This is a genomic window from Candidatus Accumulibacter phosphatis, assembly GCF_012939955.1.
Classification (GTDB): Bacteria; Pseudomonadota; Gammaproteobacteria; order Burkholderiales; family Rhodocyclaceae; genus Accumulibacter; species Accumulibacter delftensis.
Map to the genome: position 1 here is coordinate 61,778 of NZ_SPMY01000043.1, position 26,338 is coordinate 88,115.

26 protein-coding genes and 1 pseudogene are annotated in these 26,338 nt (G+C 61.5%); 12 read left to right on the forward strand and 15 right to left on the reverse strand.

Annotated features, from left to right (window positions below; translation table 11 throughout):
* Positions 1–80: 80 nt before the first annotated feature.
* The 10 genes from E4Q23_RS15080 to E4Q23_RS15125 form a co-directional block, all read right to left on the reverse strand.
* Positions 81–923: an SIR2 family protein gene (locus tag E4Q23_RS15080; protein WP_248595478.1), complete on the reverse strand. Its 843-nt coding sequence runs from the start codon at positions 921–923 to the stop codon at positions 81–83.
* Complete coding sequence (locus E4Q23_RS15085; protein WP_169067395.1) at positions 860–1,156, reverse strand: hypothetical protein; 297 nt, start codon at positions 1,154–1,156, stop codon at positions 860–862. Before E4Q23_RS15085 ends, E4Q23_RS15080 begins: the two co-directional genes overlap by 64 nt.
* Before the next feature lies 1 nt (position 1,157).
* Positions 1,158–1,352 (reverse strand): hypothetical protein, encoded by a 195-nt coding sequence (locus E4Q23_RS15090; protein ID WP_169067396.1) that lies wholly within the window; start codon positions 1,350–1,352, stop codon positions 1,158–1,160.
* Positions 1,353–1,717: 365 nt separating this feature from the next.
* A complete protein-coding gene (locus E4Q23_RS15095; RefSeq protein ID WP_169067397.1) occupies positions 1,718–2,482 on the reverse strand; it encodes a molybdate ABC transporter substrate-binding protein in 765 nt (254 codons plus the stop codon).
* Positions 2,483–2,699: 217 nt separating this feature from the next.
* On the reverse strand, positions 2,700–2,927 hold the full coding sequence (locus E4Q23_RS15100) for a hypothetical protein (RefSeq protein ID WP_169067398.1): 228 nt from the start codon (positions 2,925–2,927) through the stop codon (positions 2,700–2,702).
* Between the two features lie 125 nt (positions 2,928–3,052).
* The gene (locus E4Q23_RS15105) at positions 3,053–4,132 is read right to left on the reverse strand and encodes a hypothetical protein (protein ID WP_169067399.1); all 1,080 of its coding nucleotides are present in this window, start codon (positions 4,130–4,132) and stop codon (positions 3,053–3,055) included.
* A gap of 97 nt (positions 4,133–4,229) precedes the next feature.
* Complete coding sequence (locus E4Q23_RS15110) at positions 4,230–4,610, reverse strand: NifB/NifX family molybdenum-iron cluster-binding protein (RefSeq protein WP_169067400.1); 381 nt, start codon at positions 4,608–4,610, stop codon at positions 4,230–4,232.
* A 260-nt stretch (positions 4,611–4,870) separates the two neighbouring features.
* On the reverse strand, positions 4,871–5,143 hold the full coding sequence (locus E4Q23_RS15115; RefSeq protein WP_169067401.1) for a hypothetical protein: 273 nt from the start codon (positions 5,141–5,143) through the stop codon (positions 4,871–4,873).
* A gap of 7 nt (positions 5,144–5,150) precedes the next feature.
* A complete protein-coding gene (locus E4Q23_RS15120; RefSeq protein ID WP_169067402.1) occupies positions 5,151–7,865 on the reverse strand; it encodes a cation-translocating P-type ATPase in 2,715 nt (904 codons plus the stop codon).
* Positions 7,866–8,017: 152 nt separating this feature from the next.
* Complete coding sequence (locus E4Q23_RS15125; RefSeq protein WP_169067403.1) at positions 8,018–9,154, reverse strand: NAD(P)/FAD-dependent oxidoreductase; 1,137 nt, start codon at positions 9,152–9,154, stop codon at positions 8,018–8,020.
* Between the two features lie 427 nt (positions 9,155–9,581).
* Between E4Q23_RS15125 and E4Q23_RS15130 the strand changes: the two genes are divergently transcribed.
* Positions 9,582–10,913, forward strand: a complete 1,332-nt coding sequence (locus tag E4Q23_RS15130; RefSeq protein ID WP_169067404.1) for a sigma-54 interaction domain-containing protein — start codon at positions 9,582–9,584, stop codon at positions 10,911–10,913.
* 18 nt (positions 10,914–10,931) lie between these two features.
* Here the strand turns inward: E4Q23_RS15130 and E4Q23_RS15135 are convergent, their stop codons facing one another.
* The 4 genes from E4Q23_RS15135 to E4Q23_RS15150 form a co-directional block, all read right to left on the reverse strand.
* Positions 10,932–11,117, reverse strand: a complete 186-nt coding sequence (locus tag E4Q23_RS15135) for a hypothetical protein (RefSeq protein ID WP_169067405.1) — start codon at positions 11,115–11,117, stop codon at positions 10,932–10,934.
* A gap of 333 nt (positions 11,118–11,450) precedes the next feature.
* Complete coding sequence (locus E4Q23_RS15140) at positions 11,451–14,849, reverse strand: mechanosensitive ion channel domain-containing protein (protein WP_169067406.1); 3,399 nt, start codon at positions 14,847–14,849, stop codon at positions 11,451–11,453.
* A 9-nt stretch (positions 14,850–14,858) separates the two neighbouring features.
* A complete protein-coding gene (locus E4Q23_RS15145) occupies positions 14,859–15,596 on the reverse strand; it encodes an alanyl-tRNA editing protein (RefSeq protein ID WP_169067407.1) in 738 nt (245 codons plus the stop codon).
* 11 nt (positions 15,597–15,607) lie between these two features.
* Positions 15,608–16,192, reverse strand: a complete 585-nt coding sequence (locus E4Q23_RS15150) for a hypothetical protein (RefSeq protein WP_169067359.1) — start codon at positions 16,190–16,192, stop codon at positions 15,608–15,610.
* 202 nt (positions 16,193–16,394) lie between these two features.
* On the opposite strand from E4Q23_RS15150, the pseudogene E4Q23_RS23970 reads away from it, so the two are divergent.
* The 11 genes and pseudogenes from E4Q23_RS23970 to E4Q23_RS15205 form a co-directional block, all read left to right on the forward strand.
* A pseudogene (locus tag E4Q23_RS23970) lies at positions 16,395–16,805 on the forward strand (DUF1016 N-terminal domain-containing protein); the annotation flags it as partial.
* A 70-nt stretch (positions 16,806–16,875) separates the two neighbouring features.
* Positions 16,876–17,391 (forward strand): PDDEXK nuclease domain-containing protein, encoded by a 516-nt coding sequence (locus tag E4Q23_RS23975; RefSeq protein ID WP_291996653.1) that lies wholly within the window; start codon positions 16,876–16,878, stop codon positions 17,389–17,391.
* Between the two features lie 52 nt (positions 17,392–17,443).
* Positions 17,444–18,052, forward strand: a complete 609-nt coding sequence (locus E4Q23_RS23980; RefSeq protein WP_248595479.1) for a hypothetical protein — start codon at positions 17,444–17,446, stop codon at positions 18,050–18,052.
* A gap of 646 nt (positions 18,053–18,698) precedes the next feature.
* The gene (locus E4Q23_RS15170) at positions 18,699–19,937 is read left to right on the forward strand and encodes a tyrosine-type recombinase/integrase (RefSeq protein WP_169067408.1); all 1,239 of its coding nucleotides are present in this window, start codon (positions 18,699–18,701) and stop codon (positions 19,935–19,937) included.
* Positions 19,934–20,212 (forward strand): DUF4258 domain-containing protein, encoded by a 279-nt coding sequence (locus tag E4Q23_RS15175; protein ID WP_169067409.1) that lies wholly within the window; start codon positions 19,934–19,936, stop codon positions 20,210–20,212. Before E4Q23_RS15170 ends, E4Q23_RS15175 begins: the two co-directional genes overlap by 4 nt.
* Positions 20,209–20,439, forward strand: coding sequence for a type II toxin-antitoxin system MqsA family antitoxin (locus E4Q23_RS15180; protein ID WP_169067410.1), 231 nt, complete (start codon positions 20,209–20,211; stop codon positions 20,437–20,439). The genes E4Q23_RS15175 and E4Q23_RS15180 overlap by 4 nt, the downstream gene beginning before the upstream one ends.
* Before the next feature lie 111 nt (positions 20,440–20,550).
* A complete protein-coding gene (locus E4Q23_RS15185; protein ID WP_169067411.1) occupies positions 20,551–21,336 on the forward strand; it encodes a hypothetical protein in 786 nt (261 codons plus the stop codon).
* A 127-nt stretch (positions 21,337–21,463) separates the two neighbouring features.
* Positions 21,464–21,691, forward strand: a complete 228-nt coding sequence (locus E4Q23_RS15190; protein ID WP_169067412.1) for a helix-turn-helix domain-containing protein — start codon at positions 21,464–21,466, stop codon at positions 21,689–21,691.
* Between the two features lie 386 nt (positions 21,692–22,077).
* Positions 22,078–24,621, forward strand: coding sequence for a YfjI family protein (locus E4Q23_RS23985; RefSeq protein WP_248595480.1), 2,544 nt, complete (start codon positions 22,078–22,080; stop codon positions 24,619–24,621).
* A complete protein-coding gene (locus E4Q23_RS15200; protein WP_169067413.1) occupies positions 24,618–25,280 on the forward strand; it encodes a hypothetical protein in 663 nt (220 codons plus the stop codon). Before E4Q23_RS23985 ends, E4Q23_RS15200 begins: the two co-directional genes overlap by 4 nt.
* Positions 25,281–25,352: 72 nt before the next feature.
* A complete protein-coding gene (locus E4Q23_RS15205) occupies positions 25,353–26,081 on the forward strand; it encodes a hypothetical protein (protein WP_169067414.1) in 729 nt (242 codons plus the stop codon).
* Here E4Q23_RS15205 and E4Q23_RS15210 read toward each other — a convergent pair.
* Positions 26,063–26,338 (reverse strand): IS4 family transposase (locus E4Q23_RS15210; RefSeq protein ID WP_272873692.1); only part of this gene is annotated, 276 nt, incomplete at its 5' end. The genes E4Q23_RS15205 and E4Q23_RS15210 overlap by 19 nt on opposite strands.

Below are 26,338 nucleotides of genomic sequence, written 5' to 3' on the forward strand. Positions count from 1 at the left end.
GCGCTTCGTACAGGTTGAGTGGGACGATCGCCTCGGTAGGCCCCTTACCGGCGGCTGCCTGACGCACAAGGGCCTCGGCATCACGCCACGCATTGAGCGCATCGGTATTGCGCCCCCAGGCCCGTGTGTAGGGAGCCAAGCTCGACGAGCGCCGAATAGATCCCCGGCCACACGCCGAGCGCGCGGGCCTGCTGCTCCGCGGCTTTCAGATGGGCATAGGCATCGACGAATTGTCCGTGGTTACGGAAAGCGGCACCGGAGAGCAGGTTCGCCTGGCAGGCCAACTCCACTGAGCCGAGGCCCAGCGCCAACTCACGCATCCGGTGGAAGCAGGCAATGGCCCCGCTGTGGCTCCCCTCCACGTTCAGCAGGCTACCGATGGCGCGACATGCGGTTGGCGGACTGATGTGCCGCGTCGCCCATTCATCGAGCGCGGATGCCAGACGGGCGCGCTTCGCATAGCGCCACGCAAGCCTCTCCTCCGTCGCGACCGCGGTGGCGACAGGCCGCAAGCTTTCCGGAAGCACGGCGGCAATCGCGTCGGGCGCGAGCCCCGCAGCGACCAGTGCGCGGCCCCCGTACATCCGGGCGAGTTCGACGACGAGCGGATGCGGTTTCTCCTGGTACTCGTTCGAGCGAAAACAGCTCCAGAAGAAACCACGGGCCCGATCGAGCAGGCTGACCATGCCGAGGTAGTCAATATCGATCTTGAGATCAGCGCCGCTGTAGCCCCAGAAGAGGAAGTAGTGCGAGACCAGCAGCCGTTCGAGTGCCGCCCGGATCGTAGAGCGAAGCCCACTCCCTTCCTGCTCAACGGTCGCAGTGATCGTCGCGGGAATCGTGATGCAGCCGTGAATTTTCAGCAGGTGAACATCCTCGGCGGCAGGCGTGAACGAGGCGAATTCTGCGTCAGTACGATACAAGCGAAACGGCACGTCGCGTTGTCGGAGCGCCTTTTCGAGAAAGCCGTCGAAGTTGTGGTGACTACGTGCTGAACAAGCCCCTCCGCAGCGAGCGCCGCCACCGCTTCGTGATTCGCGTTCGGCTCGCCGTCGTGCAGGGCACCCAGGGAATCGAAGTAGGCGGGCGTCGCGTCCGCGAGGACGCTCGCCACCAACTCCGGCGTCATGCCACGCTTGCCCGCCTGCGCGAGCATTTCAACCGCGGTGAGGCGGCCAATGTAGGCGGCGGAGGTCGGGTCGCGGGTCGCGGGTCGCGACAGCGGCGATCGTCAGGTCGCGCAGGTCATGCCAGTCGGGAAGTCCGGCCGGTGGATCCAGACTGATGCCAGCGCCACAGAAGAGCGCGATCTGCTTCGCGGCGAGCAGTCTCGCTGCGGCGTTCGCTTCCATTTGCACCTCCTTCGAGGGACTCATTCTCGCCAGCCTCTGTGATATACCTCACAAGTTGGGTGTGCTGTATAGGCATGGTAGCCCCCATATCGTCGTCGGACCAATCAACGACCAGTTCTCTGGCGCTGCAGTCATTGGGGGGAATGCGTCTTGAGCATCCGCTGGACTCCGCATTGCCGCCTTTCAACCGCGTTCGCGGAAAAAAGCGAAGTCGATGACTCCGGATGACCGCTTGCTGACCAACGCTACTGACCTTTTCGACCCAAAGGCGCCACACGGACTCCCGAAAAACGGAAGTTCGAAGCCGCGCTTCTGCAGCCTCAACGTTTGAGTTAGACGTCAAAAGGCGATAACGCCACGCATACTTACAGCGGCTCCATTCCAGATTTCCTTACAACGGCGGCCGTTTCCGGCTGCCGTAGCGCTCTCAGAAAGGCTTGAGCCGCTTCTGGCTTGGGCGCTCGACTGTGCGCTGCGCCAGAGTAGATCGTGTAGTTCTGAATCTCCTCGGGAATGGGACCGAGGAACTGGATGCCCTTGACGTGGAGCAATTCACTGATCTGCTGGAACCCAAGCTCGGCCTCACCGGCAGCCAGTATGTCACCGATTTGAGCGCCGGAGGGCGGTTGCTTGACTTTGGCCTTGATCTGCTCACCCACACCCAAGCTGCTGAAGAGGTCGGACAGATAGCGTCCGCTTGTGCCCAAGGAGATGACGATGGACTTGGCGCCCAGCAGTGCGGACTTAAGTCCCTCAATCGAGGAAACATCGGGTCGAAGTGCGGACGGCGCGACCGCCACGCCGATAGATGACCTGGCAAAGTCGGTGCGGCTGCCTTGCGACAACTTGCCTTCGGTGGTTAGGCGATCGATGTTTTGCGCCGCATTGACGACGACGTCTGCTACTTCGCCTTCAGTGATTCGCTTCGTGATTGCTTCCGTGCCTGCCCAACTAACGATGACCGTATTACCGGAGGACTTCTCGAAGTTTGTCACTGCCTCTGAAACTGACTCCTTTGTCGCATTCGGCGCTAGAACACTGATGTTGGCTGCTGTGGCATGAAGGCAAGTTGCCGCAGCACCTGCGCAGAGGATGCGGATCAAGAGAGCTACGACTGAAACCGGTTTCATGTATACCTCCGTTGACTGATGGAGTCCTGTCCGATGAGCTCGCGTTCTGCGTAGCTGAAGAACGGCCATTCTGATGCCTAACGAATAGCGTTTATCTGCCGCCCCCCGACAGCGCCCCACTCATCAACCGTGGGCGGTTCGCGGCAGATAAACCTTGTTGAACTGAACCGCCGCACTGGCGGTAGCCATGGGAATTGTAAGGCGGGGCCACCCAAGGTCAATCGTTTTGCATGAATTGAGCGAGCGGATCGACGCTCATTGATCGGCGACGATGGGCGTCGATAGCCGTTCGGGCGGGAAGCCGCTGGAGAGCAACAGACGGGTTCTGGCACCAGTCGGCCACCAAGAAGGCGAACGCCACCGCGTACCGCATCACCGCCAGATCGCCGATTGCCGCCAATTTCTTCTGTATCGCAGTCCAGCGGCTGCTCACCGAAATCGTCAATGCGTACTTCTGTTAAGGCGATTGCCGGAAAAGAACGTACCAGATTGCGTCGGATTTTCGGTCGGCTTCAAGGCGCGACAACAGGCGCGTAGGCGAACTATGAAATTCCCCCGCAAGACTTGTCGCTATTGCGCGAATGATTCTGACATGTTGAAGGCGGCTGGAAAGTCGATACGGCGGCAGCGGACGGCGGCCCACATTGCTTTCACGCCGTTTTGCGTGACCCGGTAGAGACGAGAGTTGGTGACTTTGGCGATCAGGCGGCTGGTTCGATGCGTACGCCGCTTGATTTCGGCGGGGTTATTGGCAGGGACCGAGTAAAGCTTGCCCTGGAGATCGCGGTTTCGGAAGCCATTGATGGCGAACTCGCCGGCCAGCAGCGAGGTGAACAGAGCGACATTCTCCGCGGTGACCGGGTTGAAAGCGGCGACATGCCGACCGGCCTTGCTCTGTGACCGGCACAGGCGATCGATGGCCTCGATCGCCTGACCTTGAAGGGGAGGAGCATTGGCCAAGGCGTCGATCAGGCGCGAGTTGGCACCGTGAGCGACTTCGGCATAGCGCCAGAAATTCGAGACCCCTTTGCGCATCGGCGACCACCGGCAGACGACCTGGCTCTCGGCATTTTCGGACGAGGTGAGGATTTTGAACTCTGCCGGATTGTTGAGGGTGGTCTCGATTCTCAAGACGTTGAGATGATCGTAGAGTTTGACGGAGTTGCGTCGGATACGGAACTTGATCCGGCAACCTTCGGGCCGCTTCTTGCTGTCGATCACGACCTCGCCCGTGAAGAGGTGATGAGGTTTTTGGCCAAGAAAGCGCATGACGTCCGTGGCACCGAAGCCGGTGATGGCGGCATGGACGAGGTCCTGGTGGATACGTTCGAGATCGGCTCTGGACTTGAACAGGATATCGGTGGCGACTTCTGCCTGATCCATGCCAAACCAGTAGCCGTCGAACTTCGCCGCGGCGATGGCCGGCAAGAGCGGATTGACGCTGGCCACCTGGCGAATCAGAAACGCAGGCCAGTCGGTGTGGTTGAGCTGCTCGGCAAGTGCCGCGGTGGCTTCGAAATCCGACACCCAGAGAATCTTGTTGTCGCTCCGCTCGAAGGCGACACCCACTGGCGGCAGTTGCCGACACAGCCACTCCCGGCCATTGACGTAAATCTGAGTGGCGTACGCTGCCCAGGTCTGGATACGCACGTGCATCCAGCCAAAAACCGGGTCGATCGGATACCAGTACAGGTGCAGGCAGTGACGATTGCGCCGAACGACTATATGCCATGGCTATAGTGGCCCTCTAGCTCGCGAGGTGTAAAAAATCACCGTGCTCATGGCAATAATGGTGCCGCGGAACAGGCAATCGTGGGAGACGATTGCTGAGCAGGGCGGTCACCGCAGCATCGGGATCTTCCTCCATGGTGATTACCGGAAGAATCCCGCTTTGCATCAAGCGCGCATGGAGGCCGGGCCCCATGCCGCCGGTAATCAGGATATTGATGTCGGCCAACGGTTCGGCAAGCAGCCCGGAGCTGGCGTGCAAGCTCTGCTCCATGGACACCTCGACGAGGCGCTTTCCGGTCACGACACCCTTTTCAAGGTCGTAGATCCAGAACTTCCGGCACTTGCCGGCATGTTCGGTAATCGTCTTGCGATTCTGGCTGGTGACGGCGATTTGCATGATTTGTCCTTTCCTGGCAATTTGTTCGTGTCATGGCGAAGCGGCCGTTTGTGACGGCGACATGCCGACTCGCTTTTTCGAACGCCAGCGCTCAGGCCTGCCCGCTCGTGTCGCCGCCGATCAGCGGGCGGCGGTCGGCCAGATGGCGGTGTGGGGGGAATCTCCAGATTGGCGGCGTGTTCTTGAACATCGCTATCCTCGAAGGTCGGTATCCTTGAATCATCAACTGGCGGCTATGCGCCAACATCAGTCAACTCTTATCAAGATTCGTGCCAGCGTTCGAGCACCGGAACAAACAGCGAGAAAGCAATGGCTTGAAGATGCGCGAGCCGCACGCTGACGCTTCTTTTTGGTGCCTGGCTGCCGATGTGGCAGTCAAAGCGGCACAATATGGCAGTCTTGCGGACAGTGATGAGGCATCCGCTCTGCGGCAAGGGGAGTCCGGTAGCGGCCGCTATCCTTGGTGCGGTTCCTTTGACGAATTGAAAATCTACGTCTGCCAACCATTGGCCATCCAGCGCCGAGCTATGCATCGTCCGGCTACCAAGTCAGCCAGCGCTGCACGAAGCGGTTGTCACGCCGGATCAGGCAGCGCCGTAACTCGTCACCCAACAGAATCGCGGCCGCGAACGGCAATGCCAGCGAGACCTCGAACCAGCCTATCGGTGCGGTGCCGAAGAATGGCTGCAGGAACTCGATTTGCGAGATCGCCGCGAGTAGCGCCAGTTCCACCGCGATACCCACCCAGATCAGTTTGTTGCGGAAGATGCCGGCGGACAGGATGCTCTGCCGACGCGTGCGGCAGATCAGCACATCCGCCACCTGGCAGATCACCACGGCCGCAAAGAAGGAAGTCACCGCAGTGCGATAGAGCAAATCGGAGGTCGCCAACTCGACGCCCCACACCCAGCCTCCCCGATGCAGCACGACGAAGAATGCGAAGAAGCCGGCAGCGGCTTGCAGCATGCCGATGATGCCGTAGCTCATAGCCAGCAGCGGCCAGGTAAGCAGTCTTTCGTCACGGCGGCGCGGTGCCTGTTTCATCACGTCCTGTTCCGGCAACTCGCGCCCCAGCCCCAGCGCAGGCAATAGGTCGGTGCCCAGGTCAATGGTCAGGATCAGCACCACGGTCAGCGCCAGCGGCGCATCGATCGCCACGAAGGCGATGAAGGGCAATATCTCGGGGACGTTACTGGTCAGGACGTAGGCGATGAATTTCTTGATGTTGGAGAAGATGGTGCGCCCCTCCTCAATGGCCTGCACGATGGTGGCAAAGTTGTCGTCCATCAGCACCATGTCCGCCGCCTCTTTCGCCACCTCGGTACCGGATACGCCCATTGCCACACCCATGTTGGCATTCTTCAAGGCCGGCGCATCGTTCACCCCATCGCCGGTGACGGTGACGATCTCGCCCTTCTTCTGCAATCCCTTGACTATCTGAAGCTTCTGTCGAGGTGTCGAGCGTGCGAACACCAACTCCCGACCATCCAGCAGAACGGAAAGCTCCTGCTCGCTCATTTCCAGCAATCTTTCACCCACCACCACCTGCCCGTCGCCGGTGAACAGGCCAACCTGACGAGCGATGGACTCGGCCGTGGTGTGGTAGTCGCCGGTGATCATGAAGACGCGGATGCCTGCGCTGCGGCAGCGGTCAATCGCTTCGGCGATCTCCGGGCGTGGCGGATCGAGCATGCCCACCAGGCCCAGATAGACGAAACCCTCCTCACTGGCCGCATCGGCGTCGGTCGTCTTGCAGGCGAGCGCCAGCACCCGTTCGCCGCGCGCCGCCAGCACTTCGTACAGTTCCAGCGCGGTACGACGAGCCGACTCAGCGAATTCGACCCGCTCGCCGTGATGCAAACGATGCGTGCATTTTGTGAAAACGACCTCGGGCGCACCCTTCATGCAGGCGAGATTGGGCTGACCGCTCCCAGCTTTGTGCGTGGTGATCATGCGTTTTCTGGCGGAGTCGAACGGACTTTCGTGCAAGCGCGGGAAGCGCGCCGCCACATCGCCGATGGCTTGCAAACGCTGCGCCAGAACCAGCAGGGCGCCCTCGGTCGGATCGCCGAGATAGTGCTGCTCGGTCAGCCGTGCGTTGTTGCACAACACCATGACGGCCCAGGCATCGGCGAAACCTTCCGCCTGCTGCAAACCACTCTGAGCGGCCGACCATTCGCGCTCGCCCAGCACCAGCGTGGCGACCTGCATCTGGTTCTGCGTGATGGTGCCGGTCTTGTCGGTGCAGATCACCGTGGTTGAACCCAGCGTCTCGACCGCTTCGAGATTCTTGATCAGCGCGTTCTTCTTCGCCATGCGTTTGGAGGCCATGGTCAGCGCCAGCGTCACCGTGGGCAAGAGACCTTCCGGGACGTTGGCCACGATGATGCCGATGGCGAATATCAAACTGCCTATCAGGGGATTGCCGAGCACCATGCTGAGCGCGAAGAACAGCACGCCGAGCGCGATGGCGATGGCCGAGATGACGCGGATGAAATGGCGCAGCTCTTTGCGGATCGGCGTCTCCACCGTGCCCGCCGCCTTGGTCAATTGCACGATCTGACCGATCTGCGTGTTCATGCCGGTGCCGTACACCAGCGCACGGCCATTGCCGCTTTGCACCAACGTGCCAGAAAACACCATGTTTCGACTCTCCATCAGCCGCTCGTGGGTGCAGGCCATTTTGCGCAACTGCGGTTCGCTCTCGCCGGTCAGCGAGGCATGGTCTACCTTGAGCTGATTCACCTCGAGCAGTCGCCCGTCGGCCGGCACCCGGTCGCCCTCTTCCAGCAGGATGACATCGCCCGGCACCAGCAAGCGTGCCTCGATGCGCGATATTTGCCCATCGCGCTGCACCGTGATCATCGGTGGCAGCATGTTGCGAAAGCTCTCCATGATGCGTTCGCTTTGCTGCTCCTGAAGGTAGGTGAACAGCGCGTTGAGCAAGACCACTACCAGCAGCGCGACGCCAATGTAGAAATTGCCTTCGCCCGGCTTCAGGTAATCGGCAAAGAACGCCAGTGCCGAGCCGACGAAGAGCAGCAGGGCGAAGAAGTTCGCGAACTGGCGCAAGAACTTGACGATCTCTGGCGTTTCGTTACGTACGCGTAGTTCATTGCTACCGAACTCGAGCAGTCGTTGGGCGGCCTCGGCGCTGCTCAGTCCGTCCCCTGTGCAGTGCAGGCGCTGCCGCAAGGCTTCCAGCGGAATGCGGTGCTGGTCGGCAGGCACGGTTGTCTCTTCATGATGAGTCATGGCACGCCTCTCGGTCGATATCGGGGCCGGGCTTGCGCGGGCAAGGCGCAGCGATGAGTCAATCATAATTCGACCGGGCGGCGATGGCTCATCTGGCCGTCGTGCTGACAGGGGGCATCGGTTCTGCGGCAAGGGGAGTCCGCTAGCGGCAACTAGCGGTATTTCCTGAGGTACACGCCCTCGAAAAAGCGTTTGGCCCAGTGGAAGAGGCGCGACGAGGGCAGGATGATCTGGCGCCGTGGGTTGCGAAACACCAGGGTGCCGTGATCGATGGCGTCGATGATGCAGATCAGTTCGACCTTGAAGGTCGCGCTCGGCGTTTGTCCGCGCAGGCCGGCGAGCACGTTCTCTGCCGCGGCGGCGGCCTGCAGGTCGGCCATGTGGGCCTGCTTGGGCATCCAGTCGGGGCCCGGAAAGCTGCCGGAGTCGCCGACCACATACAGGTGTTGGCTGCCGACGACACGGCACTGAGCGTCAGCCTGGAGCAGGCCACCCGGCGAACGCGGCAGTGCGGTCGTGTCAAACCACAGGTTGCCGGTCATGCCGGGCATGAAGAGGATGAGGTCGGCGGCGAACTCGCCACCCGCGGTGACCACCCGGTCGGCCTCGAAGCGCTCCATCTTGTGGCCGAGGTGGGTGCGAATGCCACGCTTGTCCATTTCCGCCAGCAGGTAGTTGACCGCTTTCGGGCCGAGACGCTGACCCGGTTCCTTTGACGGATTGAAAAACACCAGCTCGAACTTCTCCCGCCGGCCCTCGCGCTTGAGCTGCTCGTCGATGCCGAACAGGAACTCGAACATGGGACCGCCGCGTACGGCGGCAGGCTCGTTGGGGTTGCCCGCAAATCCCACCGCAATGACACCGCCGTGCATGGCGCGCAGGCGGTCACGAATCTGTTCGGCTGCGGCAATCCCCTCGCAGGGGGTGATGGCGTGCTCGATGCCCGGCAGCTTCTTGATGAAGCGCCCGCCGCTGGCAATCACCAGCGCATCGTTACCGACGTCGCCGGCCGTGGTCTCGACGACCCGCCCGCCGTCACGCAGGCCCGTCACCTCCGCGGCCACGTGCATCACCTGCATGCGCCGAAAGAAGTTCGCCAGGGGCACTATCAGCTGTTCGCGCCTGCGCAGGCCCGAGGGAATCCAGATGGTGCCGGGAAGATAGTGCAACTCCGCGCGCGGCGCGATCACGGTGATCTCGACTTTCGCATCGCGGCGGCGGATTTCAAGCACGCTGGAGAGCGCGCCGAAGCCGGCGCCGATGACGGTAATGCGGGTGGGTGGATTCATGAAAGGAGGCTTCTTGTTGGCAGGGGGTTGCAGGGGGCTAAAAGGCGGCAGGGCGCACGGTCCTACAAGGCCGAGGGCATCGGCCGTGAAGGGCATCAGCATTCAGCAATCAAGAATCGTGCCAGCCAGTGGCGGCACGCAACAGGCCCGGTATTTACAGCGCTTGACGGTGAGCGGACTATTTTCACGGGCTGACGATCGCTGCCGCCTGCCAAAACATGGCAGTATTTGGCAGAGCAAACGCTCACGACATGTCGAGACAGCGCTGATAATGAATGTCTTGACCGTTCCCCCCCTTCCCTTTTTCCCCCGACCCTTCTCGTGCAGAGGGAGAAGAGAGCTTCGTGGGTCGCGGACGCGACCTGCACGGCAACAAGATGATTGGCAGCAATGACCCCTACCCCCCAACCCCCACCCTCCCGCCGAATTGATTTCCTTCCTCGAGTCGCTCGTCGAGCCGCATATCCTGTGTGACCGGAACTACCGCATCATTGCCGCCAACGACAGCTATCGCGCCAAATGGGAGGGGCAGCAGAAAATCATTGGCCGAACCTGCTACGAGGTATCGCACCGATATGCCGTGCCCTGCGACCAGGCAGGTGGATCTTGTCCGCTGCTGCGCAGTCTGCGCTCCGGTCAGCGGGAACGTGTCGTGCATCTGCATCACACCCCGCTCGGCGAACGCCTCGAAGACATCGAGCTGACGCCCATTCGGAACGCCGACGGCGAGATGGTCTATTTCATAGAGAAGATCGACCCGCTGCCGGTGCCGCGCAGCGATGAGCATGCGCGTGGCCTGATCGGGCGGTCAGCGGCCTTTCTGGCGATGATGGAACTGGTGGCGCGGGTGGCACCGTCCGAAGCAGTGGTCATCCTGCAGGGTGAGTCGGGTACTGGCAAGGAACTGGTCGCCGGCGCCATTCACCAGTTGAGCCGGCGGGCGCAGCGCCCGTTTATTGCGGTCGACGGCTCAGGATTGACAGAAACCTTGTTCGAGAGCGAGCTCTTTGGCCACGAGCGCGGCGCTTTCACCGGGGCTGTGGCGCGCAAGATCGGCCTCATTGAAGCGGCAGCAGCGGGAACCCTGTTCCTCGACGAGGTCGGTGATATTCCACTGTCGATTCAGGTCAAGTTGCTGCGCCTCCTTGAAACGGGAACCTTCCGGCGGGTGGGCTCCACGGAGCTTCGCCAGGCCGACATCAGGGTAATCTCGGCAACACACCGTTCGCTGGCCGAAATGGTCGAAGCCGGAAGCTTCCGGGAGGATCTGTACTATCGCCTGAATGTTTTCCCGATCTTCCTGCCGGCACTGCGGGAACGGCGGGAAGACATTGTGCTGCTCGCCGAAACCCTGCTCCCGAGAGTTTCTGGCGGGCGTTCGCCGCGCCTGAGCCGCGCGGCGATCGGCTGGTTGCTCGACTACGATTTCCCGGGAAATGTCCGCGAACTGCGCAATCTCCTCGAACGTGCCTGCCTGCTGAGCGACAGCGATGAAATCGACCTGCGGCACCTGCCGGCAAGCGCAGCTGGCGGGGGGCAGCGGTCGCTGGCGACGAAAAGCCCGCAATCGGGGCCAAAATCGGGCCAAAAATTGAACCTCAGCGATGCACAACTGCTCGATCTTGCAGCCAGTTTTCCCGGTAGCCGAAAAGAGCTCGCGCACCATGCCGGTCTGTCGGAACGGACGCTCTACCGGCGCTTGAACGCCCTCGGGGTGCTTGAGCAGGCCGAGGAAAACCGGCCGCGCGGAACGAAGTAGCCGCTTCGCGCAGCCAGCCTATTTGCTCGGCTTCTGGCCAGTCGCCTGCGCCTGTTTTTCCCGTAGTCGCTTGTTCTTGTCCTCACTGCCGAAAAAGACGTAGCGGCCGGCGAGTTCGCAGCCCTTCATCCCCGGATCACAAACCAGGTTTTTCACCTTGGCACATAGCCCCTTGATTTCATGCGGACAGCCCCACGACGACATGACAATCTCCAAAAAAAGGCGGCGATCAACGCGGCCAGAACGCAAGAAGGCAATTACCTTACCGCGAGAGCGCCTCCTGGCGTTCTTCACGGTCGGTGCTCATTGCCTTGCTGTAAGCAGTGATGGTATGAGCGCTAGTATAGTGCTGCTTTCTTGATGAGACTCTCGGCAATCATCCCGCACGCACGGTCATTGCAAGGAGGCGCAGCGTTGGTGGTCGTTGAGGCGGCCCCTTGCGGCGGTCGTGACGCGACCCAGGGGACTGGCGGCTGTGAATTGGCTTTCCTGACCATCAGGGTCGAATGGCCAACTCGATTCAGGCGCTACACATGGCTATGGCGTCGCTCCCGGCTCGGCCGTTGGCGCCGTCATGAGGACTTCGAGAGGCGAACCTGTGCTCAGATGCACGTCGCGTTGCGGGTACGAGATCTTGATTCCGCGTTCGCAAAAGGCCTTGTCGATGGCCATGTGCAGTTCGTGCGTGACGATGCTGCGGTTGAGGACCACGCGTGTGAACACGCGCAGCTCGAACTCCATACCGCTTTCGCCGAAACGCAGAAACAACGCCGCTGCCGCTGGCTCGTCAACAACGCTTTCGTTGTTCAGCGCGACCTCCATCAGGGTGTCGACCACCTGCTCCGCGTCGCTTCCGTAGGCGACGGCAAGGGGGACGATCAAGCGCGTGATGGGATCGGACAGGGTCCAGTTGATGCAATCCTGGGTGATGAAAGTCTTGTTCGGGATGAGCAGTTCCTTGCGATCCCAGTCGCTGATGGTCGTGGCGCGAATGTGGATGCGCGTCACCGTGCCGGTATGGCCGGCAATGGTCACGATGTCGCCGACGCGAAACGGCCGCTCGAAGAGAATGACGATGCCGGAAACGAAATTGGCGACGATTTCCTGCAGGCCGAAGCCCAGGCCGACGCCGAGCGCTGCGATCAGCCACTGCAGCTTCGTCCAGTCGATGCCGAGAAGATTCGACGCGGCAATCAGCCCGACGAGAACAATGAGGTAGTTCAGCAGCATGGTTATGGCATAGCCGGTGCCGGGAGCCAGATCGAAGCGGCTGAGGACGGCCACTTCGAGCGCACCGGGCAGGTTCCGGATGGCGATGATGGCGATGGCGAAAACCGTCGCCGCGACGATCAGGCTCCAGAGGGTCACCACCTGCTGGGGCAGCGTGCCGTCGGCAGCGCCGAGGCGCCAGAGGACGATCTCGTCAAGCGTGCGCACCGCCGGCAACAGGCCTTGCCAGATCCAAGCCATGGCAAAGGCAATGCCTAGCAGGACGAGCAGGCGGAGCAGTGCGCGCGTTTGCCGGCTGATCGTGTGACGGTCGATTTCGTAGCTCTGCAAGGCTTCCGGAATGGCGTCGGCGGCGCGTTCGGCCGCCTGGCGATCGATCGTTTGCGTGCCCGCATCCCGGCCCGCGTGACGCGCTTCGCGCGCCCGTGCCAGCGCCATTCGCCGCTCGAAGACGGAGAAAGCGCGCTCGAGCGTGGCGTGCACAAGCGTCGCCATGGTGATCAGCACGATCGACTGCATGGTTAGCCGCAGCAGCTGTGAAGCGGTGTAGTGGTAGCCAAGCAGGGAAAGGCCAATCGTCGCCAGCGCGATGAGCATTAGTGCGGGATACCACAGGTAGACGATGTACCACAGCCAGTTGTCGCCATCGGTCTCGGCGAGACTGAGACGCGACAGGCGCCACAGCCGGGAAGCGATCCAGGCAATCGCCAGACAGAACACGATCAGGGAAATCCGTCCCAGGCCGTCACGAATCTCCGGGGCGGCGTGCACCGAAACCAGGACCATAACGATGGTGATCGGCACGAAGAGCAGCATCAGCCGCCGGGTGTTGCGGCGCAGCAGGGTCAGCGTTGACAGGCTCCAGTCGAAATGCACGGCGGCGACGCCCTTGGCACGAACCAGCTGCAGGAGGAACTCCATGAACAGGATCAGGACGCCACCCGTCATAAGCGCGGTCTCCAGGCTGCGGGCGAAACCCGTATGGCTGTGAGCCAGGTAGGCCAGTCCAAAAAGTAGCAACGCCGGCGGCAAGGCAAGAGCCGCCGTGATCGCGAAAGCTTCCAGGGTCAGTACCAGATCATCCGACTGCACCTTGCCGATCCGCGGCGCCATCCGCTCCAGGCGCTGCTTCAAGCGGCCACGGCTGGCGATGGCGAGCACCAGGAGCAGCAGCAGGCCGAGGAATCCCGGCAGGCGGTGATCCAGATTTCTGGCGGCGGCCTGCCGCACGTCCTGCCAGTGCGCGGGCTCCGAAAGCCAGGCCATGGAATCAACCGCGGCGCGCAGCGTTTGCATGCCCATCGGTTGCGCGCTGGGAATCCAGAACAGATGGCTCTCGAGCGCATCACGGTAGGTATGCGAGCGATCGGAGAAATACTTGAGCTGGGTGAGCAGCACGAACAGTTCATCGGCGTAGCGCGCCTGCTCATTCTTCAGGCGGGTAATCAGGCTGCGGCGCTGTTCGAGCAGGCTGTCGATCGCCGCGCCCCAGTCCTGGGTAGCCCCACGCAGCAGCTTTTCCAGCGCCGGCTTGCTGGGCAGGTCGTAGGGCGGGCGCTTCTCCTCCAGTTGAAACAGGGCAATGCGGCTGGCCTCGAGTTCGCCTTCCGCCTTGCTGCGGGCGCTCTCGATGTTGATGGCGTCCGAAGCCTTGTCCCTTTCCTGGCGCAAGGCGATACCGAAGGCCGCCGAGGCGTCGAGCTGATTGAGATTGAGCAGGCGATCGAGCGTTTCCAGCTTGCTGTTGAGCAGCGACACGGCGCCGCGCAGGCGAGCGCTCTCGGCTTCCGCCTGCTGCCTTTTTACCAGTATTTCGTCGATCAATCTGGACAGGCGGATATTGCCCTCGGCAAAACCCAGCAAGTCCTCTGGCGCCGCACCCAGCGACTGCATGAAGGCCTCGAGATCGCTGACCAGCGCACTCACCCCGGCTTTGTGAACGCGACCCAGAATGGCTTGCAGCGCGGCGATGTAGTCCGTCGTACTGGCCAGCTGGTCAGCCAGCAGGTCGGCTTCGGCCTCCATCAGTGCCAGGCGTGCCGGTCGGCTGGCCAGGCGCTCGCTCAAGGCCTCGATCCGCGCCAGCCCGAGGCGCTTGTCGGCAGCGCGAGCGGCGGCCTCGGCCAGCTGAGTTTGCTCGGAGGTGCCGACTGCACGCGCGCTGTTGTCGACCTTGTCCACGCTCTCTTGCGCGGTGCTGAGCAGTTGCTTGAGCGCCAGAGCGCGTTCTGACTGCACGCTGGATTGCACCCGGGCGAGTTTTGTCCGCAGAATCGCTTCTTCACCCACGACGTCCAGAAGCGCCTGCTCGACAACGCTCGGCGGCTGCTTTTCTAGGTCTTTGGCGACTTTCGGCGGTCGGTAGGCTTGCTGCTCGGCGCGCAATCGCTGCCGCTCGCGGGGCAGGTCGCGCAGCGCCTGCGCATAGGCGCGAGCCTCCTCTTCAAAGCGCTCGGCAGCCTCGATGCGGGAGATGGCCAGCCGATACAGGGCGGCAATTTCGGCTTTCTGCGCAGCGCTGAGAGTGCCGGACTGCTCGACCGACGCCAGGCGCTGCTGCAGGTCCGCAACACCCGGCAAGAGCGTTTCCTGGGCGCCGAGCAGCGATGCCCAGAGCAGAACGATGGGTATGATGGCGCGGCGGACAATGAGCGCCAGAAACGTCGCCCGGCCGGGAGCGGATCGTCCCTGTCCGCGCAAGGGCATGGACATTGCTCAGCGCGCGCTATCGACGAGCGGCGCGAAACCGAGCACGACGCGGCGCGTCATCGCCGACTTCTTCTCGATGCGAGTGACGATGACGGTACCGACTTCGGCCGTGTTGGCCACATGGGTGCCGCCGCAGGGTTGCAGATCGACGCCTTCGATCTCGAGCACGCGCACCCGCCCCAGGCCACGCGGCGGCTTGACACTCATGCTGCGCACCAGGCCCGGGTTGGCATCAAGCTCGGCTTCCGTAATCCAGCGCTGGCTGACCGGATGCGCCTCTTTGACCAGGCGCGCCAGGCCCGCATTCAGCGCCGACTTGTCGAGCGGCGCAGTCATGTGGAAGTCCAGGCGCGCGTAATCGGCGGTGATCGAACAACCGTCGACCGGCTGCGGAACCAGCGCGCACAGCAGGTGCGTGGCCGTATGAAAGCGCATGTGCCGCTGCCGGCGCGGCATGTCGATCTGGGCGGTGACCGGCGTTCCGACGCTCAACAACGCCAGCAGCCCCTGCTGCGCAGCGCCCGCCAGGTGCAGAATCTCGCCCGGGAACGCACCCTTGCGGGTATCGAAGATCTCCAACTCGCTACCGTCAGGCAGGATCAACATGCCTCGGTCACCTGCCTGGCCGCCACCCAGCGGATAGAAAACCGTGCGATCGAGTTGCACGCCACGCTCGTCGACGCGCGTTATGCGGGCATTACAGGTGGCAAGCGAGGCGTCTTCGCGAAACAGCTCTTCGGTCATCGGTGGTCCTGTCAAGGAAAGCCGCACCCGCCGAACTTGTCACTGCGGGCGATCAAGGCAAATTGAGGACTTTGAGTGTATACCGCTACGCGGTAGCCGGAAAGGAGAAGCCCTCGTAACACATGGGCTAAATGGCTGAATTTATTGGCAGTGTGGGGTGAAATTGAAGCGCCGACTGACCGCCTGATCGATCGATTCTTGGACATATGGCCGTTGCCTTCGCGCAGCGTGCTCCCTGGATTGCTTCGCTTGGCTCGCAATGACGACGACGCTGCTAGCCGCTCCAGTCGCGACGCCGTCACCGCGAGAAACCAACAACGCGGCAATCGCGCATAGTTTTCTGGCAGCGACCATCGTGACATGCGCACCATTTTCCGGTAAGCAGCGCCTTGATTCTTCCGCTTCGTCGCCTCACCGCAGCCGTCATTCATGGGTTGCGGGTTATGCTCTGGCTGAATATTCGGCATGCCTGACACTTGCGACACACTGCCCGTTTCCGGAGTGAGTGGGCTCGCCTCACCCAGTAAAAGAAATCGAACCGAAGCGCTGATGGACCAGGCCACACATAACAAGATCGTCTCCTTCATCTGGGGCATCGCCGACGATGTCCTGCGCGACCTCTTCAGGCGCGGCAAGTACCCCGACGTAATCCTGCCGATGTGCGTCATCCGGCGCCTGGAGCCACTTCTACAAAGCGCAACCGCTGCGCGCACTGGAAGAGATCAGTGCGGATATCCTGGCCAACGAGAAGGAAGCCGAGGGACTGCTGGATGGGTTGCTGAAGGGCGGGACAGGCGCATGAAGAAAGGGATCAAGCGGCCCGACCGTGACGCTGCAAAGCAGGCAGTGACCAAGTCTGTGCCCACGGCAGGCGAGACAATTCCCGCTGACCAAGGAGCCCTGCTGGGCGATCTGCGAACTCTCGTCCGCTCGCCCCGCCAGCGGCTGGCCAGCATTGCCAATGTCACCTACACGCGGCTGTGCTGGCAGCTTGGTTGCCGCCTGCTGCGAGAAAACCTGCAGGCGGGACGCGCGGCCTACGGCAAGGAGATTCTTGCGACCGTGTCGCAAGAATTGACCGCCGAGTTCGGCGCCGGCTTCAGCTACACGGCCCTGACGCGCATGGCCCGATTCGCCGAGTGGATGACCGACGAGCAGATTCTTGCGACGCTGTCGCAAACATTGAGCGGGAGCCACTTCGTCGAGCTACTGCCGGCCGATCAAGGATCAGCTGGCCCGCGACTTCTACGCCGAGATGTGCCGCATCGAGCGCTGCGACGTGCGTACCCTGCGCCTGAAGATCGTCGGCATGCTGTACCAGCGCACCGCCCTGTCGAAGAAGCCGCAAGCCGTCATCTCGGCAGAGATCGGCAAACTTGGCGAGGGGCCGATGAGCCCCGACATCGTCTTCCGCGATCCGTACCTTCTCGATCTCCTGGGACTCACGGGGGCCTATATCGAACGCGATCTCGAGAGCGCCATCCTGCGCGAGATCGAGTGCGTGCTGCTGGAGCTTGGTACCGGCTTCGCCTTCGTTGCCCGGCAGAAGCGCCTAAGCGTCGGCAAGGACGATTTTCATCTCGACCCGCTGTTCTTCCACCGCCACCTGCGCTGGCTGGACAAATACGAACGGGAACTGGCGAAGAAGCGCCAATCGGTCTCATCCTGTGCGCATCCGCCGACGCCGAGCAGGTCGAACTGCTTCAACTCGACGCCAAGTCCATCCGCGTCAGCGAGTACCGCACCGAGTTACCGCCGTTGCCACTGCTGCGCAAACGGCTGCACCAGGCGATAGAACACGCCAGGGAACAGGCCGCCCGGCGCCTGCCTGACGCTGGAAGCCACGAATGAAGATCAACGACGCCACTTCACAGGCGATCGTCGCCCTCGCGCGGAGCATCGGTGAACTTCAGCAGCAGGCCGCACAGGAATACAGGCCAGTGGTCGACGACATCCTGCGCACTCGCTGCCGCGATACTCAGCACATCGAACACACACTGGATCGCCTGCTCGACTTCTGCGGTGATGACTCAGTGCTCGGAATGTACAAGCGGCTCTGCCGTCACTATTGGAATCTCGACCCGCTGGCGGACGAGGATGCGGAGATCGAGCCTGTCCCAACCGACGGGGGTGGCGATGGCCACAGCCAGCCAGAATTCGACCGCTTGAGCAACATCCTGAAGACCTTCAACGAGCAGTTCGGCACCCTGTTCGCCGACAGCGACCGGGTCGCCAGGCGTATTCGCGAGGACATCGCGCCAAAGGTTGCTGCTGACGCAGCCTTCCAGAATGCACGGCAGAACACGCCACATACGGCGCGTATCGCACACGACCAGGCGCTGAGCCGAATGATGCAGGCGCTGCTCAAGGACGACACCCTGGTCTACAAGCAGTTTGTAGAGAACGAGGCCTTCCGGCGCTCGCTCAGCGACATGGTGTATGCGATGACGGGATAGCGCCGCGCCGTGTTGCAGGTGCGGTGAAACGTACGAACTCCTGGCGCTGCACGGACTTGACACTGCTGCCACGGCAGCCAAGGCGAGTTCTGTCAAATGACATATCCGCCTGCGCGCCATTGCCAGCAGGCGTAGCCAAGGTCATTTCGAGGAGGCAAAGCCGACGGGGCAATTCAGAGCTTTGCCTCTTCGCGTTGTCGATGCGGCGGCGGCAAGGAAATCAGAACGTGGAACTGGATTGCCGCGTCGGCCTCGCCTCCGCGCAATGACGGGGTGGGCGCCTCCGTTACCGCTCGATCTGATGCGCGCAGGCGGAAACCGACACCTTGATCCGAGTGGCACGGCTTCCCTTTGAGGCAGCCCTGGAAGTCTACACGAAAGCCGGACAGCAAAAAGCCCCGGCTTTTGACCGGGGCTAAATGCTTTAATCCGTTGGTGGTGATGGGTGGAATTGAACCACCGACCTATGGGTTATGAATCCGTGAGTCCCGGTGGACCTATGGGTTTATAAACCTTAATGGAACTATACACAGCAGGCTATAGCGGCTAAACTCACCTTAACGGGGTTACGCGAAACAGGATGGTTTTTGACCTGGAATGTAACCCCAGCGTAATCCCAAATTTCCCAAGGGCATAAGGAGAGGTCATGAACGATACCGCGAAGCTGCAATTCAACAAGGAAAAGCTGCTCGCCCTGCCGCTACCTGCGGTGGGCTCGCGGTCGACTTATCACGACACCAAGGCGCCGGGCCTGCAACTGCGCGTGTCGGCAAGCGGCGTGAAAACCTTTTCGATGTACCGGCGTACGAAAGGCGGCGGACCGGAGCGCGTCACCCTCGGGCGATTCCCCGCGATGACCGTCGAGCAAGCGCGCAAGGCAGCCGCCATGGTGAATGCAGAAATCGAGGACGGCGCAAACCCTGCGCAGGCGAAGCGTGTACTAAAAGGGGAACCGACGCTCACTGAGGTCTTCGCCGAGTACGGCAGGCGACACGGGGAGAAAAAGCAAGCGTGGGCTGCCGATCAACAGCGCTTCCGTGACTACCTGCAGCCCTCCCTTGGCAAGCGGAAATTGGCGACAATCACGCGTGCGATGATCGCCCGGACACTTTCCGACGCCGAGAAAACCGGCAAGGCCGTGGCCACTGTGCGCAATATTCGTGCTCTTGCATCAAGCATCTTCGGCAAGGCAATCGAATGGGGATATGTCGACGCCAACCCGGCACAAGGTGTCACGATTTCGGGCGCCAAGGTAAGCCGTGATCGCTTCCTCCGATCCGACGAGCTTCCCCGCTTCTTCCAATCGCTGGCGGAAGAGCAGAACGAGACCTTGCGAGACTACATTCTGCTGGCGCTGCTGACCGGCGCGCGTCGCGCCAACTTGCTCGCGATGCGCTGGACGGAAGTTAACCTGAAAGAGTCCGTCTGGCGGATTCCCAATACGAAAAATGGTACGCCGCAAAACGTAACGCTTTCGCCTGAAGCGGTGACCATTCTGCAAGCACGACAGGACGCTGCCGAGAGCGGCGCCGTTTTTGTTTTCCCGGGAAGCGGCGAGAGCGGTCATATCGAGGAACCGAAAAAAGCTGTCATTCGCGTCATGGAACGGGCCGGCATCCCCTACGGCAGGAACATCCCGGACGGCGTAACGCTGCATGATCTGCGCCGGACCTTGGGAAGCTGGCAGGCCAAGACAGGTGCATCGCTGGCAATCATTGGCAAGAGCTTGAACCACAAGAGCCAGCAGGCGACCGCAATCTATGCCCGTCTCGACCTTGACCCGGTGCGGGCGTCTGTCAATACGGCAACTGCGGCTATGATGGAAGCTGGCGGAATGAAAGACGCAGCGGAGGTGCTGCCCATGCCGAAGCGGGGCAAGGCGTGAAGCTGATTTATCGACAGCATGCGGTGCGGCGGATGTTCGAGCGCCGCATATCGACTGCCGACGTTGGCGCGGCGCTGGCGTCGGGGCGCGTAATCGAAGACTACCCGACCGATACGCCCTACCCTAGCTGCCTGTGGCTGGGCTTCGCTGGCAACCGCCCTTTGCATCTGGTGTTCGCCGACAACCCCGACGATGGCGAGCGCGTCATCATTACCGTATACGAACCCGACCCCGCCCTATGGCTGGCGGACCTGGCCACGAGGAAAAACCCATGAAATGCCCTATCTGCCGACACGGCGAAACCCGCGCCGGCGCTGTGACTGTTCCACTTGAACGCGGCGACGTCGTGATTGTTTTCCGCGAGGTTCCGGCGCTGGTGTGCGAGAACTGCGGCGAAGCTTTCCATGACGAGGCCGTTACTGCTGCCTTGCTGAATCAAGCCGAGCAGGCAGCGGCGGCGGGCGTAGAAATCGACGTGAGGCGCTTCGCGGTGGCGGCGTGACCTGAGAAAACCTGAGTCTTGCTGCGCCTATCCCGACGGGGAGAAAACCGGGAAACCCTAGCCCGGCTGGCGCGGCATTCCGAATCAAGGGCGAGGCGTGAAAGGGGCGCTATGAATAGGTCTTGGCAAGAAGACAGTTGTGACAACGTGCGTGCGTATTTTTCAATCTACCCGGTTCCGGTAGCTGCTGCGCTATGGTGTGGCATCCCCGCCGGCGAAGTTGACGAGCAGTTGGGGATGGCGACGGCGGTTTATCGGGCGGTCTTGCAGCATCCTTATATCCCATGCCTTGAGCCGCGCTGCAGGGCAATCCATGACGCGATCGACAATGGTATCTTGCCGGTGAGCCGCGAAAACGGCCGAGCGACCGATGACCACGTAGCACCCGAGCGTCGGCATGTTTCGAGAAAAGACTTGAAAACATGGATTGCGAACGAGTTTCCAGCGGACAAACCTGCATTCCTGTTTGACGAAATTGAGCGACATACCCACTCATCAATCACCCCGGACGCCTATCGAGCGCTGAAAGCGGCGCATGACGCCAAAGAGCAAAAGCTTTTGCAAGCAAATGAGCGCATTCGGGAAACTGAGGAAGCGAAAGGCAAAGCAGAAACAGAACGAGATTCTCTTCGAGCAATGGTCGATTCCCTAACCAACAAGCTGTCTGCGGCCGATGTACCAGGAGCAAGGGCTGAAAAAACCTATCTGAACATCATTGCCGCGCTTCTGGACTGTATCAACGGCTCCTTGCCGGGTATCGAGCGTCATCCGTCATTCGCCAGCGAGGCGAAGCTGATCGAAGAAATTGACCGGCTATTCGACGGTTACGCGGGCCTGTCCGCAAGCAATCTGTCCCGTAAGTTCCCCGAAGCGAAGCGGTCAATTCAGGCCGGATAGTTCCGCAATTGAGGCGGTGGCGGCCGCAACTGCGGTGATCTTGTATTTCCCTTTCTCTAACCTTCGCTCCATGGGCTGCGCTGTGCAGTTCTGAACTGCCTCGTGCGGTTCCCTACTGGAGCGAATCATGACAAGCAAAAACCTCTCAAATCTCATCGCAGCAGCTGGCGACCTACTCGACGAGAAAGCAGCAGCGCAGTTTCTCGACAATTCCCCCGGCACCCTGTCTGTTTGGCGTAGCACCGGGCGTTACAACCTTCCCTTCATCAAGATTGGGCGCAACGTGCGGTATCGGCGCGCGGACCTTATCGCCTGGCTGGAAAAGCGCACCCGCGAAACTGGCGCAACGGCGTAGGCGGCGGCGATGAGCGCACAAGGAAATAGCCGCAACGGTGGCAACCGCGCGACCGGAGATACTGCTCTCGACGTTCGCTCTGATACCGAAACGGACCCGCTGAGAGGATGGTTCAGGCTCGCCGGCAACGTGAAACCGTCCCGCGACCGTCGGTGGAAAAGAAGTTGGAACGGGGAGCGAAGAGCATGAATGCACCTTGCACCATTCCGCGAGCCGACCAGGCTGCAATCATCAAGGCACTGGCGGCGCTATTTCCGCCTGACGACGTGATAGAGCTACGGTCTTTCCCCAAGGGACGCAAGCGCACCGACGCTGGATACTTCGACGGTGATCACCGGCACCAACTGGCAGAGCACGCGGCGATGCTGAACAGGAACGGCGCGGCGGTGTATGTCACCCTCAACCCGATCGACCCGCAATTGCTGGCGCGCTACTGCAACCGGATTGAGGCCGGCGCGGCGGCAACGACGACGGACGCGCAAGTTACCCGGCGGCGGTGGCTGCTGCTCGATTTCGACCCGACCAGGCCAAGCAACACCAGTGCGACCGACGCGCAGCTTGGAGCAGCCAAGGCGACGGCGCGGAGGTGCTACCAAGCATTGCATGATGATGGCTGGCCGGAACCTCTCGCGGCCGAATCGGGCAACGGCTTTCATTTGGTCTATCCCCTTGATCTACCCAACGATACCGAAAGCCGGGATCTGCTCAAAGGTGTGTTGGCCGGATTGGCCGCTACCTTCGACAACGAGCAAGTGACGGTCGACCAGACCGTGTTTAATGCGGGCCGGATCACCAAGCTGTACGGGACAGTGGCAACCAAGGGCGACCATACCGCACTTGCACCCTGGCGATTGTCGCAAGTGGTGTCGACACCGAGCCGCGGCGAGGTGGTCACTGTCGGTCAACTGCGAGCCAGGCTGCCGGCGGCAGCGAACGCGAACCCCTCGGCGCAAGCGTCCAGATATGAACGCGGCACCGGGCGGCGCGAGGCGTTCGACCTGGGCAACTTTCTGGAACGTTTGGGCATCGCATCCGCGCAAGACATCCACGAAGGAAGCGAGCGGTTCAAGCTGGCGCACTGCCCGTTCAACCATCAGCACGGCAAGGGCGAGGCGGCGATCTTCCGGATGGCAGGCGGCGCTTTGGGCTTCAAGTGCCAGCATAATTCATGCTCCGATAAGTCATGGGCGGATTTGCGGGTACTCGTGGATGGGCCGCGCCAGCAACGCAAACGGCCACCGGCGGATGTTTCGGCACTGCTGAAGCAAGGGCAAGGGCCGGCACCTGAAAGCGCGCTGAGCGACGACGGGCGCAAACTGCGCGCTGCTCTGACCGTGATTCCCAAGAGTGAAAATTCGGGCAAGCAGGCGTCACAGGACGATTCTGTCGACTCGCATCGCAACGCACCGAAGCCAGACACGGCAATGCTTTACGGGTTGATCGGTGACGTTGCGCGGGCGGCGGCCGAAACTACCGAGGCAAACCGCTACGCTGCCGCTGCCGCGCATATCGCGTTGCTGTCGGCGGGGTTCGGTCGAAACGTCTTCCTGGCTGTCGGCAACGTCAAACACCATGCGCGAATCTTCATGCTGCACGTCGGGCGCAGTGGGCGAGGTCGCAAAGGTGAGGCGACTGCTTTGACGAAGCGTATCAGGAGCGCTATCGAGAACCAGCACAACGAGGACACCGGCAATCTCGCTGATCCATTGTGCGGACAGATGCACGACGGCGGCTTGAGCACGCGAGAAGGGCTGGCGCTGTTGATCCACGACGGCTACAAGGCCGGCAAAGAAGAAGTCTTGCCGATTGAGGACAAACGGCTATGGGTTATCGAATCGGAGTTTGCGAACGTGCTACACCAAGCCAAGCGCGACGGGAACACCTTGAGCGCGGCGCTACGTGATTCGTGGGACGGGGTAGGCATCAGGCCAGCAACAAAGACATCACGGCTATGGGCGAGCAATCCGCACATTTCGCTGACGGGCAACATCACGCCATCAGAGTTGCTTGGCCTGATGGAGTCGCGTGAACTGTCCAACGGCTTCGCGAATCGGTTCCTGATCTTTTGGGCTGAGCGCGAGCGCATTGAGCCCTTCCCCCTGCCGACACCGCGGGCGGTGGTCACTGACTTGGCAGAGCGCACGAAAGCAGCGATTCGCTTCGCGACCGAGGGCTACCCGGAAAGCAAAGACAGCAGACCGATGGAATTGTCCGCTGACGCAAAGGCAGAATATGCACGGCTGTATCGCGGCGAGTTGTCCAGACTGGCAGATGGCGAGAAAGTTGCTGCGCTGACGGAGCGGCGAGCACCGATGTTGCTCCGGCTGGCAATGCTGTTCGCGTTGACCGATCACACGCTGACGATTGACGTGCACCATATCCACGCAGCGCTGGCCTGGGTCCGCTTTCACCGCGAGTCAGTGCGGTTCATTTTCAACGACGCCGCTGGTGAATTGGCCGCGCGTGAATCTTCGGCCGGCGCTGTAAAGATTCTCGACTACCTGAAGCAGAATGGCCAGACAAGCCGTGCCGACCTGTCGAAGAAATGCTTCTCGGGCCACTTGTCAGCCAAGCGGATGGACGAGGCGCTGGACAGTCTGCTGATGAACACCCCCCCGTCCATTGAGGTGCTGGAGGGTGAGAAAGACGATAAGAGCGGCAAGCGGACGAAGTTTTATCACTGCTGCGAAACTGGCGAAACTGGCGCAGTTGCTCATTCGGCAAGGAATTTAGCAAGTGCGCGAAGCTGCGAAGCCGGCGAACTTGGCGAAATTGGCATTGCTGCGACAAAGCCAATTCCGCCAAGTTCGCCGATTTCGCATGCGTGTGAAGCAGCCGGAAAGCCTGCAGATAGGCCAAGTTCGCCAGTTTCGCCAAGTTCGCGTCCTGCGATAGAACCGTCGGTTGATCTGGTGGAAGTAGAGATATGACCGCGGGGACAATCCTCAGAGATTCGGCGTTGGACGGCGTGACGCTCTCGCTGTCGGCTACCGGCACGATCAAGGCGGTGGGCGAACAAGCCGTGGTTACGCGATGGCTTGCCGCCATCCGAGAGAACAAGGCCGGCATCGTTGCGCTGCTGTCCGAAGACGCCAACCAAAAGCCCTTCGCGGCTTCGCGCTGGCTGGTCCACTTCGCCGACGGCGACGCACTGGCAGTGTCGGTGTCGCCCGCTGCCAGCAATGCCGAGGTTCTCGCCAACTATCCAGGTGCGCTGGCGGCTGAGCCGATCGACACGGTCAGCCAACAACCCGAGGCGATGCTGACCAGCGATCAAGAAGCCGCCATCGTAGGCTGGCTGACAGCGATCGGGGAAGCCGACCAAGCCATTGTCAGCGATGTGCGCGCCCAGTGTCGGCACGATGACGGCGCGCGGCAATACTTTCTTGGCCGCGCAGGCGAGTGCGCCACGGCCGACACAGATGACCGTCGACGCTGTATCCAGTGCGACTACTTGCGCTCTGGCGTCTGCGTGGTCGCCAAGCCTGGCGGAGTCGTCTCGGCTATCCGCGGCTATCGGCCGGCGCCGACGATTCTGCAGCGCTGTGTCGCCTTCGTGCCTGCGCGCCAGCCGGCGAACTCACTGTAAACTAAAATGCGAGGACAATTTCTGGCAAATGGAGGCGTCATGCGAGTATTCCGATCCATACGGGACGACGACGTGGTGCGCAGCATCGCTGGCGCGACTCGGCGTTTGGTCTTTGTGGCGCCAGGCGTCTCTGCTGCTGTCGCGAAAGCGCTGGAAACCTGCCTGACAGCACGCAACATTCCTCAGATCGTGATAATCCTGGATGCCGATGAGGAGAGCTGTCGACTAGGCTATTGCGACGCGCCCTCTCTCCAGTCGCTGAGCGCGGCGGCCACAAAACGAGGTTTTCCAGTGCGGCGGCAACGAGGTATTCGAATCGGTCTGCTGATGGCCGACGATGAAGTCCTTGTCTGGGCACCCGCGCCCCTGATGTTCGAGGCGCCTCGCAGTGATGACGAGCCAAACGGGCTGCTATTCACACCGGAAACCCTGCAGAGACTGCCCGAGGCGCTCGGTGTTGACCCCGAGCAGCCGGCGGCGAAGTGCGAGATCGGTGCCGAGCCCCTTGCCCACGAGGAGATTGCCAAAGTGGTCGCCGCAATCAAAGCCGCGCCACCAGCGCCCTTCGATTTGTCCCGTCTTTCTCGTGTCTTTTCGTCCAAGTTCCAGTTCATCGAAACGGTGCTGCGTGGCGCAGAACTGACCAAACGCGAAATGCGGCTCGACAGTCTGATCGTCAATTCTGACGCCCCCGAGGAGTTGCAGCCCTTGCTGCACACGACGGTACAGCCGTTCAATACCGACGCCGACAAGGCCGTCAACGTCATAGCCTTATACACAACTTACCCAGGATCTGCCTGACGCATGAACTGGAGGCCGATAGCGCAATCCATGACACGCTGCAAACCGAGCCAGATGGTTTTGACGCCCGGTTCTCCGTCGCCTTTGCGTGCAAGGAAGCCGCCGAGCATGGCGACCAATCTCAGGACCTGGTTGAGAGTTGGGAGGTCAGCGGGTGGTTTCTTCTTGTGAAGGAGGTAGGCGGCATGCCATTCATCTTCGTGGAAGAACAAGTCGGCGGGCAATTCGGGGCAGGTTCGGCCGAATCGCATCAGCAC